Genomic DNA, 14,321 nt, shown 5'->3' with positions numbered 1-14,321 from the left:
CAGAAGTTAAGCCCACCAGCGCCGATGGTACTGCGAAAGCGGGAGAGTAGGCCGCCGCCAGTTTTTATTAAAAAGTCTCATACATGTATTTGTATGAGACTTTTTTTTATTTATACCCCAAACCAAGAGAATAGGGCCTAACCAAAAAGCATTGATCATTCATCAATGGTAACAGGAATAGTGTTTTGGTATAGATAAAAAAATCGCCTCTAATGAGACGATTTTAGTTTATAATATGCAGATCCATTAAACCTGAATAACTCCGAGATTAAATTTCTCTGTAATAGGAGAATGATTAGCTGCCTCAATACCCATAGAGATCCATTTTCTTGTATCTGTCGGGTTGATGATAGCATCTGTCCACAGCCTTGCCGCCGCATAGGTAGCTTCTGTCTGCTTTTGGTATCTTTTCGTGATTGTATCTAGAATTTCATTATGCTCTTCTTCAGAGATCTCTTTACCCTGTTTTTTTAAAGTAGATTCCTGAATCTGCACTAAAACTTTTGCCGCTTGTGATCCACCCATTACAGCAAGATCTGCCCAAGGCCATGCCACAATTAATCTGGGATCATAAGCTTTACCACACATAGCATAATTTCCGGCGCCGTAAGAATTTCCTGTAATGATGGTGAATTTCGGAACCACAGAATTAGCAACAGCATTCACCATTTTAGCTCCATCCTTAATAATCCCACCGTGTTCTGACTTTGAGCCTACCATAAATCCTGTAACATCCTGAAGGAAAATCAAAGGAATTTTTCTCTGGTTACAGTTGGCAATAAATCTTGTCGATTTATCTGCTGAATCTGAATAGATTACGCCGCCAAACTGCATTTCCCCTTTTCCACTCTTTACAAGTTTTCTCTGGTTAGCTACAATTCCTACAGACCAGCCATCAATTCTGGCTGTCGCACAGATGATACTTTTTCCGTAATCCGGTTTATATTCTTCGTATTCTGAATTATCAACCAGGCATTTGATGATTTCATAGGTGTCATATTGCTCTGCTCTTGAAACAGGTACGATTCCGAAAATATTATCGGGATTTTCCTTTGGGGGAAAACTTTCAATTCTGTCAAATCCTGCTTTTTCAGTACTTCCCAGAGATTTCATGATGTTTTTGATTCTATTTAAAGCATCCTTATCATCTTTAGCTTTGTAATCGGTAACTCCTGAAATTGAGCAGTGCGTAGTAGCTCCTCCCAAAGTTTCATTGTCAATACTCTCACCAATTGCTGCTTTAACAAGATAACTTCCTGCAAGGAAAATAGAACCTGTTTTGTCTACAATCATGGCCTCGTCACTCATAATAGGAAGATAAGCGCCTCCAGCGACGCAGCTGCCCATCACTGCGGAGATCTGAACAATTCCCATAGAGCTCATTTTAGCATTGTTTCTAAAAATTCGTCCAAAATGTTCTTTATCGGGGAATATTTCATCCTGCATAGGAAGATAAACACCGGCAGAGTCTACCAGATAAATGATCGGAAGCTTATTTTCCATGGCAATTTCCTGAGCTCTCAGGTTTTTCTTTCCGGTAATCGGAAACCAAGCGCCTGCTTTTACAGAAGCATCATTAGCGACAACCAGGCATTGTCTTCCTGAAACATAACCCATTACAACGACAACCCCTCCACTTGGACATCCTCCATGTTCCTGGTACATTTCGTAGCCCGCAAATGCGCCGATTTCTATGGAATCTGAACCTTTATCGAGAAGATATTCAACTCTTTCTCTTGCTGTCATTTTTCCTTCGTCACGAAGCTTTTGAAGCCTCTTTTCACCGCCTCCTTTTTTTATTTCAGCGAGCAATTGATTGATATCGGATAATTTTAATCTATTTTGATCTTCCCGTTTGTTGAATTCAAGGTCCATAAAATTTCAATTTTTTACGGCTAAAGATACTATTTTTAAAATGAATCCGAACGGAAGTAAAACAAGTGTTTAATATATTGGTTCTCAGAAATTTGTGAAACTTTTAACAGAAAAATGTTTTTAAATTATTAATATTTTTTCTAACTTTACTAGAGAGTTAAAGGGATAATATTCCCTGTAAAATACTCTAAGTTCCTAGTTTATTTTTTTAATAGTTTATTATTTGAAGGCCCTGAACGTTGAACAAATTTTCAGGGTTTTTTGTGCTTACATCATTAGAAACTCGAAGATCATGATAAAAAAATTAATCTGAGTAATATTTCCTGTATTCGACAATATTGAGAAATGATGACCGGGTTTTATTTTTCTGATACTTTTTATAAGGGATAAAACCTAATTTTTCGGGGATTTTCCTACTGGCTATATTTTCCTGATCAACAGGATAGAGGATATACTTAAAAATGAAATTAGTTTCTAAAAATTCAATAAGGCCCATTATTATTTCTGTTCCGAACCCCATACCCTGTGCTCCCTTTTTCAACCATAAGCCGAGTTCTACCGATTCTTCTGTTATATTATGGATACCGCAGCAACCCATGAAGTTGTTTTTAGAGTCAATCGCAACCATTACCAGGTCGGTATTGTTTGAAAGCGACTTTTTTGACTCTTCCACGAAATTTAGAATATCATTTCTATCTCCTTCCGGGTTGAAAGGCATATATCTTGTAATTTCTGCAGTGAAATATGTATTGATATCATCAACATACAATTCTTCTACAGGTCGTAATAACAGTCGATCTGTTTTAATTCTAATATCTTTATTTAAGGTCATTACTCAAATCTATGATTTTTTTATTTAGAGGATGGCAATCTATATCAATTACACGATGAAATAACAACTCCATTTGTTTGGCCTAAAGTTTTTGTAAGATCTATATTTTCTATTTTTAACTGATTGTGAGAATTTATTCAGGAAAAATAAGATGAACACGTATTAATTATTTTTTTATTAAAGTAAAATTTATATTTTTTATGAGATTTGTAAAAGCCTATTTGTAAATTTGCCTGTTAAAAATTTATAGAAGTTAGGATATGCAAAAATTAGCACTTTTCAGACTGCATTTGATTGTTTTTTTGTGGGGGTTCACTGCAATTTTGGGAAAACTAATTCAAGCCAATGCACAGATTCTTGTGTTTTACAGAATGTTGTTTGCTGCCATATTTTTATTTGTATTCATCAGAATTTATAAAAAAGAGAGCATCAAAATATCGTGGAAAATATTTTTTCAACTGGCTGGGATAGGTTGTGCTATGGCGCTTCACTGGTACTGTTTTTTTTATTCCATTAAAGTTTCGAATGTTTCAATAGCATTAAGCTGCCTGTCTCTTTCTACCTTATTTGCATCCATTTTAGAGCCAATTATTTTTAAAAGGAAGATCGATATATCAGAAGTCGTCATGGGTGTGGTGATTGTTGCCTGTATATTAATGATCTTTAAAACGGAGTTTCATTTTAAGGAAGGTATAATTTATGGGATACTTTGTGCTGTGTTTGGGACTATTTTCTCTGTTTTTAACGGCAAAATGTTTGGGAAAACGAGTTCCGGAAATATTATATTTTATGAAATTTTCTGCGGATGGCTGGTTCTGTCGATATTTTATATGATTACAGGACAAATTTTTCAGATGGATGAAATAAACTACAGAGATCTGGCGTTAATATGCTTGTTGGCAAGTGTTTTTACAGCTTTTCCAATGCTGGAATCGGTGAACCTGATGAAATATATTTCGCCTTTTACCCTAATTTTAACAGTTAATTTAGAACCTGTCTACGGAATTATACTAGCTTTTTTTATCTTTGGGGAATCAGAAGAGATGAGCCCGATATTTTATGCCGCTTCAGGTGTTATGATACTGGCTATCATTGTGAATGGATTGATGAAATCCAGAAAAACAAAAAAACAAAAAAACTTTAACTAAGCATCAAATTTATATGATGAAGAAATATTTTTTAATTGCATTTTCACTGCTGTTTGGGCTGTCTCAATCTCAGATCATAAGAAAATACTCCAATGAATTTTTAAATATCGGAGCTGGAGCCAGAGGTCTCGCTATGGGAGGTGCCGTGGTATCCAACCAGGACGATGTGTATTCCCCGATGTGGAACCCGGCCGGCTTAATGGCTATTGAAAGAGACTGGCAGGGAGCAGCAATGCACGCAGAATATTTTGAATCTATTGCGAAATATGATTATCTGGCCTACGCAAAAGTATTGGAGGAAGGCGTATTCGGAGTTTCGATAGTACGATTAGGGGTAGATAATATCCTGAACACAACTCAGATGATTGATGCTGAAGGAAATATTGACTATGATAAAATCACTAAATTTTCCCAGTCAGACTATGCAGCGATCCTTTCCTATGCCTTTCATCCTGCCGGAAATACCAAACTGGATGTAGGGGTGAACGCTAAAATTGTTTACAGAAATGTAGGGAAATTTGCCAGCGGCTATGGTTTCGGTTTTGACATTGGAGCCATCTATAAAGCTGACAACGGTTGGAAATTCGGAGGTATGCTACGTGATGCGACTACTACGGTCAACTTTTGGAGCATCAACCAAAAAGAGCTTTCAACAGTCGTTAATGGTGAAGAATTTAACCCTGCACCAAAAGATAAAATGGAACTCACCATGCCTAAACTGAATGTGGGGGCAAGTAAAGTATTCAATATTAACAGCAGTCTTTATGTATTACCGGAAGCGGGGATCAATGTGGATTTTGCTAAAACAGCGGCTTTGGTTTCTACTGATTTCGCAAGTTTAACGCCATATGCTGGTGCTGAACTTGGATATCAGAAAATGATCTTTGTAAGACTTGGGGTCAACAGATTCCAGTCTATTACAGATATTGAGGACCTTAAGAGAAAAGTTTCTTTTCAGCCAAGTGCCGGTATAGGAATTAAATACAGAGGACTGACATTAGATTATGCGATCACGAATTCAGGAATCGGAGGATCTAATTTCTATTCTAATTTTTTCTCTCTTAAACTGGATATGGGGCAATTCAGAAATGATTAACTTTAAAGTAATTTGTTCATAATGAGAAAGATTGTATTACTTTTTTTAATTTTTTTTAAAACGAGCATTTTTTGTCAAACAGGCTTTGTAAGTAATATTAGTACTAAATTGAAGCATATTCATGCTGAAGTTGGAGATAAAGTAGGAGTAAAGTTTACAGAAGTATTAAATTATAATGCTTCGGATTTTATAAAAAAGCTCACTGCACAAACTATAACTTTAAATGATTTTGATTTTAAGATTTTAGAAAATAATAGCTTATTATCAGATAAGAAGCAAAAAGAATATTTAAAAGATTTTTGCGAGAAAAATAATATTGAAAAGATAATTATCCTTTATAGAAATCCTTTTTTTACTCAATATTCACCTTATGAAAATCTCTATAGATTAAAATTTGATTTTGGAATTCTTACCCAAGAAAGAAAAAAGAAAACAATTTATTATATTAATAGAATGATTTTAGCTTATTATAATATTAAAGAGATAAATTATTGCCCGTCTTTTTATCAGGAGAAGATTCATTACATAAAGAATATTACAAAAGAAATGTAGAGTGGAAAGTCGTAGATGAAGAATCAAAAAAACTGGTAGATAGTAATGATGTTGAAAATGATTTTATAAAAAATTTTGAAAGCAGACTTAAAAAGAATTTTGATGAAGCAATGAAAAAATAATTGTTCCACAATAACATAGACAATAGTAAAAAATGAAAAAGATTTCGATAATTATATTGACGGTTTGTTCAACATTTGTTTTCGGGCAAAAGGTTTCAGATTATAAATATATTTCCATTCCTCAGACATTTAAAGATTTTGAAAAGGAGTCTTATGATCTTGACAATTCTTTGGCAAAAGCTCTGAAGTCAAAAGGATATGTAGTTATCCAGGAAGGTAAAGACCAGTGGCCGTCAGAGATTGAAACTAATTCTTGCAGCTTTGCAGTAAGTAATATAAGCAATAAAAGTAGCTTTCTAAGAAACAAAATAGAACTGGAATTCAAGGATTGCAATGGGAAAGTGGTATTTTCATCAAAAGGAAATTCAAATCTTAAAGAATATAAAGAAGGCTATCAGGATGCTCTTAAATTGTCTCTGGTTTCACTTCCAGCTTCAAAACCTGTAGAAAATCTTCCAGTTACAAAAGCTGAAAACTCCAATACTCAGCCTGTCAAAAAGAATGAGGAACCTTCATCTTCATCTGTTTCAGAAAGTAAATCTGGAAAATATACAAATGGTAAGCTGAATCTTCAGAAGATACAGGTTGATACCAATCAGTTTATCCTTGCAGACAACGGTAGTTCTGTGCCATTCGCTGTTTTTAAAACGTCTTCCAAGAAAGAGGTCTTCAGAGTCAAACTGGCAGACGGAACTTATACCATTGGATATTTTGAAAATGGAAATATCGTTATTGATATCCCGCAAGCGAATGGAGACTTTGCCAAAGAAGTTTTTTCTCCAAAATAAAATATACATTTAAATAAACCCTATATGATCCTTAATTCAAACGCAAGAATGAGTTAAGGATTAATTGTATTACCTATGAAAAAAATTTATGTTTCTGTATTGGTCGCACTGTCAATATATTCCAGTGCACAAAATGTTTTCAATGCTAAGCTGAATGAAATTAATTTTGGCTCTTCAGGTACCCCTGGCGATTTAATTAAACTGAATGATTTCATCATTTTTCCAGCCACAAGATTTAGTGATGAAGGAAGGGAATTGTGGAGCTTCAATTCTGTGACTCAAAAATCTTCACTGCTGAAAGATATTTTTCCGGGGCACAACAGTGGCCTGTCCGGTTCGCCATCTTTTGTAAACGTAAATGGCAAGATATATTTTGTGGCTCAGCAGAGTTTTTCTGGGTATCAGATTTGGTCAACGGATGGAACTGCTGCAGGAACGGTGAAAGAAAAAGATCTCATCTCAGATTATTCTATCGGGAACCTTGTTGTCGCCGGAAATAAGATTTTCTATTATATACAGAATGAATTATGGTCATTTGATACTGTATCAAAAGATCTGCTGAAAGTGAAAACCTTTGTGTATTCCGGAGATGTAAAAATGTATTCATTTAATAACGAACTGATTTTGGGTGCAGATGACGGAGTCCATGGAAAAGAGATTTGGAAATCAGATGGAACTTTAGCCGGAACCGTTTTGCTGAAAGATATTATACCTAATCAGTACGGGAGTGTTTCAGGAGATTTTAATATATTACCTCTTCATAATAAATTTTACTTTATTGCCAGTCTGGGAACCGGATATGGACTTTATGAAAGTGATGGAACAGAAGCCGGAACAGTTTCAGTAAAACCGTTACGTGCACCCCGTTTGAATGGAATTTCTGCAGATAATTATTTTGTATTTGAAGGATTTGATCCCGATGCAGGAGGAATGGAACCGTGGATCTCAGACGGGACGGCTGCAGGAACGAAGATGCTTAAAAATCTAATGCCTGGAAATACAAGTTCTATGGCTAACAGTAAATTTATAAAACTTAATAATAAAATATACTTTGATAGCAATGCCAATGGAGTAAGTCCAGCTTACGGCGATTATGTTTGGGAAACAGACGGTACTGAAGCAGGGACTGTTTTATTCAATACCCCACCTGAAACCGAATTGTATGGAAAAAGTTCAGATGGTACACATTTAATCCTTACGAAACCAAACTATGGGAACAGGTATTGGATAACGAACGGAAACCCATCGCAGACATTTGAAATTACGGATATTGGTATGCCTTATAACAATAGCTTTATTGATCTGAATTCTAAAATTTATCTCACCGGATATAATCCAAAGAATGGAACAGAACTATTCTCAGTAAATCCGGTTTCTCAAACTTCTTCTTTAGCCACTGATATCAGCAGGTTTGAAAGCTCTGCGCCGCATTCTTTTGAAGTTCTGAACAATGAACTCATTTTTATTGCTGCAGACCGCCAGTATAACAACCAACTTTACAAAAGAAATAAAAATACACAACAGCTTGAAAGACTTTCCTCTTTTGGAAACACTTCATTTATGGGAATGTTTTCTGATAATAAAGACACTTTCTTTAAAGTAGGAAATTATCTTTATACTAAAAACGGAACTCCAAATCCAAGGAGTGGTATGTACAGAACAGCTGGTACAGAGATATATTCAGAAGGATTGTCTACATCTCCTGGTACAGTAACCTATGATAATTCTTTTTATGTCAACCTAAATGACAATACCCTTTTATTTTCCGGCTATAATAACGTAATAGGAACAGAATTATGGAAAATTGACAACGATACAGACACAGCGGTTCTGGTAAAAGATATTTCGGCGGATAATATGGGAAGCATGTATAACACGGATTCTCAAACAGCGGTTCTGAATGGTTTTGCCTATTTCATAGCCAAAGAAAATGGAAAACTCGGCATTTGGAAATCCGACGGTACGTCTGCCGGAACTTCAAAAGCCATTCAGTTTAATTATCAGGACGGAGGAGATGGTGATATCAAGGTATTAAAAAGTTTTAATAACAAACTTTTCTTCACAAAAAGAAAGGAAAATAATTCAAGCTATTCCCAAAATGAACTATGGACTTCAGATGGAGATCAGGCTTCTGCGGTTTTAGTAAAAGATCATACGATACCTTTTGGTGATGCCAACATTTCCAGAGAAACCGAAGTTTTAAATAATAAACTCTTGTATATTACTACAGGATATTTCGCAGGTCTTCACTCAACAGATGGAACTGTGGCAGGAACTACTGAAATCTTAAGCAGTAATTTTTTTAGCGAAACTAAATTTAAAAAATGCGGAAACCAATTGTTTTTTACCAATAATAACAGCACTCAGCTTTGGAGAACAGATGGAACAACTAGCGGGACGTTCAGTTTAACATCCAATTTATCTTCTGTGAAAGACATGATCTGTGCCAATAACTATCTGTACTTCCTGAATGGAGATTCCCAGAAGGTATGGAAAACCAATGGTACGGTCTCCAACACAATGGCAATGGATATTTTTGTAACCAATGACGACAATCAGCTGCTTGCGAATGAAAATATAGAAAAATTGGCAACGGACGGGGAAAGATTATATCTATCCATCGCAACAAAAAATCACGGTAGTGAATTGTATGAAATTACGGATGCCCTGCCAGTGTATTTAGCCACTGATGATATTCGTCAAACAGACGGGAAGAATGCCAATGCTGATATTCAGATTTATCCCAATCCTGTTACAGAATATTTCTCTGTGAAGACGAAAGGAAGTGATAAGATCCAAACTGTGAAGATATATGATGCTACAGGAAAATTGATCAGAAATATAACGAACACTACAGAAAAAATTAATGTATCAGATATCTCTTCCGGAATTTATTTCATTAGAATAAAAACTGATAAAGGAGAACATCTTGGTAAGATCATTAAAAAATAACTAGACAAAAGGCTCTTTTTTAAGAGCCTTTTTATTTGCTTTATGTGGTTATGAATTACCGTTAAAATAATCGTAAATCACCTTCGCCTTACTTTTTCCAAGGATCTCTTCCAAAGTCTCCATACTTGATTCTTTGATACGTTTAACAGATTTCAACTTAGAAAGTAACAGCTCAATTGTTTTTTCTCCTACGCCCGAAATCTCTTCCAATTCAGATTTTATGGTTGAATTTTTTCTTCTCGTCCTGTGATGTTTTACCCCAAAACGGTGAGCTTCGTCTCTTACCCGTTGCAGAATCTTCAGTGTTTCAGATTTTTTATCCAGATACAGCGGAATGGAATCTTCAGGGAAGAAAATTTCCTCAAGTCTTTTCGCAATTCCTACAATGGTAATTTTGCCGTAAAGACCAAGCAGTCTTAAACTTTTTACAGCAGAAGAAAGCTGTCCTTTCCCTCCGTCTATAAGGATCAGTTGTGGCAGATTTTCTCCTTCGTCCAGCATTCTTTTATAACGGCGGTAGATTACTTCTTCCATCGTGGCAAAGTCATTAGCGCCTTCTACCGTTTTCGGGTGAAAAATTCTGTAATCGGCTTTGCTTGGTTTTCCGTCTTTGAAAACAACACATGCAGAAACAGGATTGGTTCCCTGAATATTCGAGTTATCAAAACCTTCAATATGTCTTGGTTCTACCGGCATTCTCAGCAGTTTCTGCATTTCAGCCATGATTCTGGTGGTATGTCTTTCCGGATCAACGATCTGTACCTGCTTTAATTTTTCTAAACGGTATTCCTTGGCATTTTTCTCCGAAAGTTCCACGATCCTTTTTTTATCACCCACTTTTGGAACGATCAGCTTTACATTTGGGATCTCTACAGACAGATGGAAGGGAAGCAGGACTTCTTTGGAATCAGAGCTGAACTTCTGTCGGATTTCAATCAATGCTTCTTCCATAATATCTTCATCGGTTTCCTCAAGGATCTTTTTGATCTCCGTTGTAAAACTCTGGATAATATTTCCGTTTCTGATCTTAAAGAAATTCACATAAGCTGCTGTTTCATCACTGGTCATTCCAAAAACATCCACATCATCAATATTGGGGTTTACCACTGTGTTTTTAGCCTGATAATCTTCTAAAATATCCAGTCTCTCCTTGATGATCTGTGCCTCTTCAAACTTAAGATTTTCAGCATGTTTCATCATCTGATTCACCAGATATTCTTTTGCTTTCCGGAAATCTCCTTTGATGATCCCACGGATAGCATCAATCTTTTCATCATAGTCTTCCTTGCTTTCCAGGTCCTCGCAAGGACCCTCGCAGTTTTTAATATGGTATTCCAGGCAGACTTTATATTTTCCTTCGTCTATTTTAGCAGGTGCGAGGTTAAGATTACAGGTTCTGAGCTTATAAATATGTTTGATGGTATCCAGTAGAATCTTTGCAGGACGCACTTTAGCATATGGCCCATAATATTCAGATCCGTCTTTGATCACATTTCTGGTCAGGAAGATTCTGGGGAAGTTTTCATTTTTAATGCAGATCCACGGGTAGGTTTTGTCATCCTTCAACAATACATTGTAAAAAGGACGGTGCTCCTTGATCAGGTTGTTTTCCAGTAAAAGCGCGTCGTATTCACTGTTGACGATGGTTGTTTCCAGACGGACGATCTTTCCTACCATTATTTTAATACGGTAGCCCGGAAGATTTTTATTGAAGTAGGAGAGAACCCTTTTCTTTAAGTGTTTGGCCTTTCCTACATACAGCAATTGGTCGTTTTTATCATAATAACGATAAACGCCCGGTTCTGATGGTAAAGTTTTAAGCTGTAGTTCTAAAGAAGGATTCATATAACAAAATTACGGAATCCATCCGGGATTTAAAAGAACAAAAAAACTGCAGAATTTTCTGCAGTTTTAGTCCTATGATGAAATATTTTATCCGTTGGTCATTGCCGTGTATTCATTGATCAGGAAGCTTAAATAATCCCATTCAACAGAATTTTTAGAATATTTTTTCACGAATTCTGCATTGTCGCCAAAAAGGAAATCGTAATTATCTTCGAAATCATCCTTGTGAAGCCACACGACCTTATCTCCTTTCTTTACATAATAAGATTTGATCACGCCGCCACCAAGCTGAGGAGAACCCATCACAGAGAACCCATTGGTTTCTTTAGCTCTCGGATCATGATAAACAGAAATGATATCACTGAATTCAGGATTAATCAGCTGCATCAGAAATTCCTTATCATCTTTTTTGTTTTTCAGAGAAACGGTCTGGTTGACAAAATGTATTCTGCCACCGGCAGTATTCTTAGTCAGTTTTTTAGTGCCGAAGTTTCTGATGTTTCCCATATACTTCCCAACTTTTGCAATTTTTTCAGCATTGGTAGGGTATACATACATTTCGTTGATCTGTTCAGCATTAAAGACTTCATTTTTCTTTGTAATGCTGTCTTTTAAAGAAACCTCAAAGATCTGTCCTTTTTTTGTTTCGATCTTACCGCAGAAACCTTTATGAGAGGTCCCATCCTTTAAAACAATAGTTGATGTTTTCTTAGGAGACGGTGTATTGAAGCCCTCGTTGAATAGATAAGTTTCCATTTTTTTGATGTCTTCCCTGGAATATTTTACTTTCTGGGCGAAAGTAGCCGTACCTGCAAGACATAATGTAAGCAGTAGAGTTTTAAGTTTCATAAGTTATTGATAATTGTTTTTAATTTTGGTGGTAAAAATAGCAAATTAATTGGCGTAATGGCAGAAAAATGTAAGACCGTGAAATTTAGCTTTTACAATTATTGTTAAATGCGTAATTTTAAGGAAATTTTTAGAAATGATATACGGTGTAGATGTTTTCACTTTCCATGATGTTCTGGAAATCTGTAAAAAGCCAAGCAAGGCTAAACTTAATAAAGTAGCCAAAGAACAGATCCTAAAATCTCAGAAAAACGTTCAGAAAATAGTAGAATCCGATAGATGTGTCTATGGAATCAATACTGGTTTCGGACCGCTTTGCGATACTAAGATATCAGCTGACGAAACTGCTCAGCTGCAGTACAACCTTATTATTTCCCATGCGGTAGGGGTAGGAAAGCCTATCGATAAGGAATTTTCAAAGATCATGATCATTGCTAAAGTTCATGCATTATCCAAGGGATTTTCAGGGGTTTCACTGGAAGTAATTGAAAGATTGATCCTGATGCTTGAAAAAGACATCATTCCTGTAGTACCGGAGCAGGGTTCGGTAGGAGCTTCAGGAGATTTAGCTCCTCTTGCACATCTTGTTCTGCCATTACTTGGATTGGGGCAGGTTTGGGAAGGAGATGAGATCTTTGAAACAATGGACGTTTTGGAAAGACATGATCTGGAGCCATTGGTATTAGGACCGAAAGAAGGTTTGGGGCTAATCAACGGAACTCAGTTTATTCTGGCTCATGCCATCAAAGGCTTGGAGAAATTTGAATATTTACTGAACCTGGCAGATATGACTGCAGCCATGAGTATTGAAGCTTACAGAGGCTCTGAAAGTCCATTCAAAAAAGAACTTCACGAGATCAGACCTTTCGAGGGAAGTAAAAAAGTGGCGGCAAGAATGGTTAAGTTTTTAAAAGGTTCTGAAAATATGAAAGCACATGAAGAATGTGAAAGAGTTCAGGATCCTTATTCTATGAGATGTGTGCCACAGGTGCACGGTGCCAGCAGAAATGCATTTGAACACCTTAAATTGATGGCTGAAACAGAACTGAATTCAGTAACAGACAATCCGATCGTTCTAAGTGCTGAAGAATCTATTTCCGGAGGGAATTTCCACGGACAGCTGATGGCGCTTCCATTAGATTATGCAACGCTGGCTGCTGCCGAATTAGGAAATATTTCAGACAGAAGAAGTTATTTATTATTAGAAGGAAAATATGGACTTCCAAGATTATTAACGGAAAGCTCAGGATTGAATTCAGGATTTATGATCCCGCAATATACTTCAGCAGCTTTGGTTACGGAAAATAAAACATTGTGTTTCCCGGCATCAGCAGATTCTATCCCGACAAGCTTAGGACAGGAAGACCATGTTTCTATGGGAAGTATTTCCGGTAGAAAGTTCAATCAGGTTTTAGGAAATCTGGTCAATATATTATCTGTAGAATTGATGTTTGCAGCACAGGGATTAGAATTCAGAAGACCTTCCAAATGTTCAAAAATCATCGAAGAAAACGTTGCGGTGATCCGTTCCAAAGTTAAAAAACTGGAAGACGACAGACTGATCGGAAAAGATATGCTGGCGATTGCAGAGTTAATTAACGAAAGAAAATTCAAAGTTGAAGTTTAATGAAAAAATAATTGTCAAGGATAGTGATTAAAATCGCTGCATTAAACAATAAATTCCAAGCTTCCTCTCATAGGGGAAGCTTTTGTATTACAACTTAATCCTTAAATGTTTAAATTGTATTGAATTTTTAAATCAAATAGCATAAACAATGACTACAAAAAGAACAGATTCCTCTGATATTGACTTTCAGAATTTAGTCAAACTTCTGGATGCCGATCTTGCGGTACGGGATGGGGAAGATCATGAATTTTATCACCAGTTCAACTCAATTGACATGCTTAAAAACTGTGTGGTAGCTTACTCGGATGATCTTGCGGTGGGCTGCGGAGCTTTCAAACCTTTTTCTGAAGATACTGTAGAAATAAAAAGAATGTATACCGGTCCTGAAAAAAGGGGGAAGGGATTCGCATCAAAAATATTGAATGAGCTGGAAATCTGGGCTAAGGAAGAGGGATATAGCAGATGTGTTTTGGAAACGGGAATTAAACAACCGGAAGCCATTGCATTGTATGAAAAATGGGGCTACATAAGAATTCCCAATTACGGACAGTATATCGGTATTGAAAATAGTGTTTGTTTCGGGAAAGTAGTCTAAGTCTTTAAAAAGTAAAGGCAATGATTCATATTCTTGTAAT

The 14,321-nt window shown here is 36.2% G+C and carries 11 protein-coding genes; 7 read left to right on the top strand and 4 right to left on the bottom strand.

Features of this window, described 5'->3' with window-relative positions; all coding sequences use genetic code 11:
- Window positions 1-246 precede the first annotated feature (246 nt).
- Both HHL23_RS13230 and HHL23_RS13225 read right to left on the bottom strand, forming a co-directional pair.
- Window positions 247-1,875, bottom strand: coding sequence for an acyl-CoA carboxylase subunit beta (locus tag HHL23_RS13230; protein ID WP_169235260.1), 1,629 nt, complete (start codon window positions 1,873-1,875; stop codon window positions 247-249).
- Window positions 1,876-2,179: 304 nt separating this feature from the next.
- The gene (locus tag HHL23_RS13225; RefSeq protein WP_169235259.1) at window positions 2,180-2,707 is read right to left on the bottom strand and encodes a GNAT family N-acetyltransferase; all 528 of its coding nucleotides are present in this window, start codon (window positions 2,705-2,707) and stop codon (window positions 2,180-2,182) included.
- A gap of 260 nt (window positions 2,708-2,967) precedes the next feature.
- Here HHL23_RS13225 and HHL23_RS13220 point away from each other — a divergent pair, with 260 nt between their 5' ends.
- From HHL23_RS13220 to HHL23_RS13200, 5 genes are all read left to right on the top strand, one after another.
- Window positions 2,968-3,855: a DMT family transporter gene (locus tag HHL23_RS13220; protein ID WP_169235258.1), complete on the top strand. Its 888-nt coding sequence runs from the start codon at window positions 2,968-2,970 to the stop codon at window positions 3,853-3,855.
- A gap of 13 nt (window positions 3,856-3,868) precedes the next feature.
- Window positions 3,869-4,951: a putative type IX sorting system protein PorV2 gene (locus tag HHL23_RS13215; protein ID WP_169235257.1), complete on the top strand. Its 1,083-nt coding sequence runs from the start codon at window positions 3,869-3,871 to the stop codon at window positions 4,949-4,951.
- A 21-nt stretch (window positions 4,952-4,972) separates the two neighbouring features.
- Window positions 4,973-5,503, top strand: a complete 531-nt coding sequence (locus tag HHL23_RS13210) for a hypothetical protein (RefSeq protein ID WP_169235256.1) — start codon at window positions 4,973-4,975, stop codon at window positions 5,501-5,503.
- A 154-nt stretch (window positions 5,504-5,657) separates the two neighbouring features.
- Window positions 5,658-6,413, top strand: coding sequence for a hypothetical protein (locus HHL23_RS13205; RefSeq protein ID WP_169235255.1), 756 nt, complete (start codon window positions 5,658-5,660; stop codon window positions 6,411-6,413).
- A 75-nt stretch (window positions 6,414-6,488) separates the two neighbouring features.
- Entirely contained in the window at window positions 6,489-9,365 is a 2,877-nt protein-coding gene (locus HHL23_RS13200) for a T9SS type A sorting domain-containing protein (protein ID WP_169235254.1), read from the top strand.
- Between the two features lie 48 nt (window positions 9,366-9,413).
- On the opposite strand, the gene uvrC is transcribed toward HHL23_RS13200, so the two are convergent.
- Window positions 9,414-11,210, bottom strand: coding sequence for an excinuclease ABC subunit UvrC (gene uvrC, locus HHL23_RS13195; protein ID WP_169235253.1), 1,797 nt, complete (start codon window positions 11,208-11,210; stop codon window positions 9,414-9,416).
- A gap of 87 nt (window positions 11,211-11,297) precedes the next feature.
- A complete protein-coding gene (locus tag HHL23_RS13190) occupies window positions 11,298-12,059 on the bottom strand; it encodes a hypothetical protein (protein WP_169235252.1) in 762 nt (253 codons plus the stop codon).
- Window positions 12,060-12,195: 136 nt separating this feature from the next.
- On the opposite strand from HHL23_RS13190, the gene hutH reads away from it, so the two are divergent.
- Both hutH and HHL23_RS13180 read left to right on the top strand, forming a co-directional pair.
- Window positions 12,196-13,686 carry a histidine ammonia-lyase gene (hutH, locus tag HHL23_RS13185; RefSeq protein ID WP_169235251.1) on the top strand — a complete coding sequence of 497 codons (1,491 nt, stop codon included), beginning with the start codon at window positions 12,196-12,198 and terminating at the stop codon, window positions 13,684-13,686.
- A gap of 148 nt (window positions 13,687-13,834) precedes the next feature.
- A complete protein-coding gene (locus HHL23_RS13180) occupies window positions 13,835-14,281 on the top strand; it encodes a GNAT family N-acetyltransferase (protein ID WP_169235250.1) in 447 nt (148 codons plus the stop codon).
- Window positions 14,282-14,321 lie beyond the last annotated feature (40 nt).

The organism is Chryseobacterium antibioticum (assembly GCF_012927325.1).
Classification (GTDB): domain Bacteria; phylum Bacteroidota; class Bacteroidia; order Flavobacteriales; family Weeksellaceae; genus Chryseobacterium; species Chryseobacterium antibioticum.
This window is presented reverse-complemented; position numbering and strand designations above follow the sequence as displayed.

Excerpts from the sequence above, each read along its gene's own strand:
- HHL23_RS13230 (WP_169235260.1), bottom strand. The coding sequence starts at position 1,875 with ATGGACCTTGAATTCAACAAACGGGAAGATCAAAATAGATTAAAATTA.
- HHL23_RS13225 (WP_169235259.1), bottom strand. The coding sequence starts at position 2,707 with ATGACCTTAAATAAAGATATTAGAATTAAAACAGATCGACTGTTATTA.
- HHL23_RS13220 (WP_169235258.1), top strand. The coding sequence starts at position 2,968 with ATGCAAAAATTAGCACTTTTCAGACTGCATTTGATTGTTTTTTTGTGG.
- HHL23_RS13215 (WP_169235257.1), top strand. The coding sequence starts at position 3,869 with ATGATGAAGAAATATTTTTTAATTGCATTTTCACTGCTGTTTGGGCTG.
- HHL23_RS13210 (WP_169235256.1), top strand. The coding sequence starts at position 4,973 with ATGAGAAAGATTGTATTACTTTTTTTAATTTTTTTTAAAACGAGCATT.
- HHL23_RS13205 (WP_169235255.1), top strand. The coding sequence starts at position 5,658 with ATGAAAAAGATTTCGATAATTATATTGACGGTTTGTTCAACATTTGTT.
- HHL23_RS13200 (WP_169235254.1), top strand. The coding sequence starts at position 6,489 with ATGAAAAAAATTTATGTTTCTGTATTGGTCGCACTGTCAATATATTCC.
- uvrC (WP_169235253.1), bottom strand. The coding sequence starts at position 11,210 with ATGAATCCTTCTTTAGAACTACAGCTTAAAACTTTACCATCAGAACCG.
- HHL23_RS13190 (WP_169235252.1), bottom strand. The coding sequence starts at position 12,059 with ATGAAACTTAAAACTCTACTGCTTACATTATGTCTTGCAGGTACGGCT.
- hutH (WP_169235251.1), top strand. The coding sequence starts at position 12,196 with ATGATATACGGTGTAGATGTTTTCACTTTCCATGATGTTCTGGAAATC.
- HHL23_RS13180 (WP_169235250.1), top strand. The coding sequence starts at position 13,835 with ATGACTACAAAAAGAACAGATTCCTCTGATATTGACTTTCAGAATTTA.